Raw genomic sequence first — 4339 nt, 5'->3', positions numbered from 1 at the left:
GCCGGGGGGTGCCGCCGCTCTCCGGGGGGAGTGGAAAGAGCGTCGGCCTCCGATGTGGCTGGTGGTCCGACCGGGGCGGGACGCGGCGCCCGGAACCGGAGGTCGGGGCAGAGCCTACGTCGCCGGACGGAGGCGCGTGAGGGATGTCGGCGAACGTTCACCTTCTTTTTCCGTGGCGTGCGGTCAGGGGGCGTCCGGGGGCGGGGGCTCCTCCGGCGGCCGACCGGCCGACCGCAGCCGGTGCGCCAGGGCCGTGTGCCTGCGCCCGGAGGAGGCGTTGCGCACCGCCTGGGCCAGGGCGCGGCGGGAGCCGACCAGGACCACCAGCTTCTTGGCCCTCGTGACGGCCGTGTAGAGCAGGTTGCGCTGGAGCATCATCCAGGCGCTGGTGGTGACCGGCACGACCACCGCGGGGTACTCGCTGCCCTGGGAGCGGTGCACGGTGATGGCGTAGGCGTGGGCGAGCTCGTCGAGTTCGGCGAAGTCGTAGGCGATCTCCTCGTCCTCGTCGGTGCGGACCAGGACCTCCTGGGCGACCTCGTCGAGCCCCGTGACCACGCCGAGCGTTCCGTTGAACACCCCGTTCTCGCCCTTGTCGTAGTTGTTGCGGACCTGGGTGACCTTGTCTCCGACGCGGAAGACGCGCCCGCCGAACCGGCGTTCGGGGACGTGCTCGCCGGAGGGCGTCACGGCGGCCTGGAGGGCCGTGTTGAGGTTGGCCGCCCCGGCCGGGCCGCCCTTCATGGGGGTGAGGACCTGCACGTCCCGGCGCGGGTCGAGGCCGAACCGGCGCGGGATGCGGCGGGCGACCACGTCCACGGTCATCTCGGCCGCGTCCTCGGACTCCTCGCAGGGGAAGAGGAAGAAGTCGGACATACCGTGGAACTCCGGCGGCTCGCCGCCGTTGATCCGGTGGGCGTTGGTGATCACCCCGGAGTTCTGGGCCTGGCGGAAGACGTGGGTCAGTCGCACGCTCGGCACGGGCGAGTCCCCGTCCAGCAGGTCGCGCAGCACCTGGCCCGCGCCCACGGAGGGCAGCTGGTCCACGTCGCCGACGAACAGCAGGTGCGCCCCGGGCGGGACCGCCTTGACCAGCTTGTTGGCCAGGATCACGTCCAGCATGGAGGCCTCGTCCACCACCAGCAGGTCGCAGTCGAGGGGGTTGTCCCGGTCGTAGGCGGCGTCGCCGCCCGGGCGGAGTTCGAGGAGCCGGTGCACCGTGCGGGCCTCGATGCCGGTCATCTCGGTGAGGCGCTTGGCGGCGCGCCCGGTGGGCGCGGCCAGGACGATCGTGGCGCGCTTGGCCATGGCCAGGGTGACGATGGAGGCGACCGTGAAGGACTTGCCGCAGCCGGGCCCGCCGGTGAGCACGCACACCTTCTCCGACAGGGCCAGCCGCACGGCCTCCCTCTGGGCCTCGGCGAGGTCGGCGCGCGTGCGCGAGCGCAGCCAGTCCAGGGCCACGTCCCAGTCCACCCCGGCGAACGCGGGCATGCGGTCGGCCGGGGCGTGGAGCAGGCCGCGCAGGCCGGAGGCGAGACCGATCTCGGCGCGGTGCATGGGCAGCAGGTAGACGGCGCGCACCGGCTCGCCCTCGGGCCCGGGCACGGTCTCGCGCACCACGCCCTCGGTGGCCACGAGTTCGGCCACGCACTCGATCACCAGCCCGGCCTCCACCTGGAGGATCTTCACGGCCGCCGAGATGAGCTTCTCCTCGGGCAGGTAGACGTGCCCGTCGCCGGTGGACTCCGAGAGGGTGAACTGGATGCCCGCCATGACCCGCTGCGGGCTGTCGTGCGGGATGCCGACCGCTCGGGCGATGGTGTCGGCGGTCTTGAAGCCGATCCCCCACACGTCGGTGGCCAGGCGGTAGGGCTCCTTCTGCACGATCTGGATGGAGGCGTCGCCGTACTTCTTGTAGATGCGCACGGCCAGGGAGGTGGTGACCTCCACGCCCTGGAGGAAGACCATCACCTCCTTGATGGCCTTCTGCTCCTCCCAGGCGTCGGCGATGAGCCGGGTGCGCTTGGGCCCCAGGCCCGGGACCTCGATGAGCCGTTCCGGATGCTCCTCGATGACCTCCAGGGCGTCGGTGCCGAAGTGGTCGACGATCCGCTCGGCCATCTTGGGGCCGATCCCCTTGATCAGGCCGGAGCCGAGGTAGCGGCGGATGCCCTGGACCGTGGCGGGCAGGACGGTCGTGTAGTCGTCCACGTGGAACTGGCGGCCGTACTGCGGGTGGGAGCCCCAGCGGCCGCGCATGCGCAGCGCCTCGCCGGGCTGGACTCCCATGAGGGAGCCCACGACGGTGAGGAGGTCGTGCGCGCCCCGGCCCGTGTCGACCTTGGCGACGGTGTAGCCGTTCTCCTCGTTGGCGTAGGTGACCCGCTCCAGGACGCCCTGGACGACGGCTGGTCGGAAGGTCGCGTCGGGCACGTGGCCGTCCTCTCCTCGTTCACGCCCTCTCCGGGGCCCGCGGGGCCGGTCCGCCGGTCTCCGGCGCGCCGTCGCCCAGCGCCGCGAGCACGCGGTCGCGGTCGGCCCGGCGCAGGCTCCCCGCCACCAGGACGTAGGAGTGTCTGAGCATCTCCAGGATCTCGTCCTCGGGCACCGTGCCGTCCAGGAGCACGGAGTTCCAGTGCTTCTTGTTCATGTGGTACCCGGGCGTGACGGCGGGGAACTGGTCGCGCAGCTCCAGGGCCAGCCCGGGGTCGCACTTGAGGTTGGCCGTGGCTGGGCCGTTTCCGTCGTCTCCCCCCATGAGCAGGGCGAACATCTTCTGCCCGGCCACCTTGTAGACCAGGTAGCCGGGGCCGAAGGGCTCGGTCTCCCCGGCCTCGGGGAACCACAGGGCGGCGTCGATGAACTGTCCGGGGGTCATGCGGGGCTCCCTTCCTCCCCTACGACAGTGCCAGAGACCGCCGACGTTCGGCGGACCCGGCCTCGGCCTGTGGACAACCCGCGCGGGAGCGGTTCAGTCCTGGTCGTCGGCCAGCGCGGCCACCCGCAGGGCCAGTTCCTGGGCCCGCACGAGGGAGTCGAGCGTCTCGGCGCTCTGCTCGTGCACGGCGCCCGCCTCGGCGGCCTCGGCGGCGATCGCGTCGAGTTCCCGGGCCGACCTGCGGTCCTGGTCGTCCAGTTCGGCGGCGCGCACGCGGTCCGCGTAGTCCTCCAGGACGGCGATCCGCGCCGTCACCTCGGCCGTCTCGGCGGCCAGGACGGCGGCGGCGCGTGCGGCGGCCTCGCGGCTGCGCTCCCCGGGCGTGGGCGTGCGGGAGATCCGCTCCCTGACCCGGGTCTGGTGGAGGAGGCTGCGCGCGAGGGACCACTCCACGTCGGCCAGCACCACGCGGTTGCGGACGGTGTCCAGCAGGAGCCCCCGCTCGTGCAGCGGGGAGCCCAGGACCGCGTCCACTGCCCTCTGCGCGCGCTTCAGGAGGGCGCGGGACTCCTCGTCGAGCGCTCCGGGGGACACGAACTCCCCCTCGGCGGACTGGACGATCCGCACGGGGTCGCGCTCCCTCTCCGCGCGCTGGTGGCGCGTGCGGGCCAGTGCCGCGCCCGCCACCGCGAGCGCGGACGCCGCCAGAAGGGTGATCTCGGCGCCCAGGGGCAGGTCCAGGACCATCCAGCACACGGCGAGGGCCCAGAAGAGCGCGTAGGCCACCCGTGCGAACGCCCTGTTCCGTTCGCCGCCGCCGGTGCCGCGCGGGAAGCGCCTGCCGCGCACCGCGTCCAGGGCCAGGCGCAGCCTCCGGGCGCGCTCCTCGGGGAGGGAGGGGTCGAGCGTGGGCCTGCCCTCGCGTCCGGGCTCGCCGAGCAGCCCGGCCAGGGGCATGAGCACGGACCGGGCCTGGACCCCGCGCTCGGTGAGGACGAGCACCCCGTGGGCGTCGCGTTCGGCCAGGCCCTGGGCGATGAGGGGCGCGCTCTCCCCCGGTTTGCGGACGTCGGGGCACCACACGTCCGGCCGGCCGGGCGGGGGCGCGGCCAGGCGGATCGACCGGATCATGTCGGAGGTGAGGATGACGTTGTACCCGCCGGAGAGGGTGAGCTCCATCGTGTCCTTCCCGGTTCGGGCGCGCGACCACGCATGGGCTTTACGACATCTTTATACCGAAACCTCCTGCGGTGTAGGGGTTTTCGACCACGCGGACCCGCGGCGCCGCCTCCGTGCCGGATAGGATCGCGTCCCCTGTGTCCCCAGGGAGGCGTGTCCCCGGTGAGGAGGGAGTCCCCATGAAGGCGCGAGGCGTGCGCAGACTCGACCCCCTGGAGCCGGACGACCCCCGTGAGATCGGAGGGCACCGGGTGCGGGGGCGGATCGGCTCCGGGGGGA

General features: G+C 73.1%; 3 protein-coding genes. All 3 read right to left on the bottom strand.

The genetic code is table 11. From position 1 onward, the window contains the following. Positions 1-183: 183 nt before the first annotated feature. Complete coding sequence (locus DQW06_RS24285; protein ID WP_013154843.1) at positions 184-2436, bottom strand: ATP-dependent RecD-like DNA helicase; 2253 nt, start codon at positions 2434-2436, stop codon at positions 184-186. 19 nt (positions 2437-2455) lie between these two features. Continuing rightward, positions 2456-2881 (bottom strand): MmcQ/YjbR family DNA-binding protein, encoded by a 426-nt coding sequence (locus DQW06_RS24280; RefSeq protein ID WP_013154844.1) that lies wholly within the window; start codon positions 2879-2881, stop codon positions 2456-2458. Between the two features lie 93 nt (positions 2882-2974). Then, the gene (locus DQW06_RS24275) at positions 2975-4060 is read right to left on the bottom strand and encodes a hypothetical protein (protein WP_013154845.1); all 1086 of its coding nucleotides are present in this window, start codon (positions 4058-4060) and stop codon (positions 2975-2977) included. Between the last annotated feature and the right edge of the window lie 279 nt (positions 4061-4339).

The organism is Nocardiopsis sp. TNDT3, from assembly GCF_003427465.1.
Classification (GTDB): Bacteria; Actinomycetota; Actinomycetes; order Streptosporangiales; family Streptosporangiaceae; genus Nocardiopsis; species Nocardiopsis dassonvillei.
Note: the sequence above shows the minus strand (reverse complement) of the source record. Positions and strands in the feature narration are given on the sequence as shown.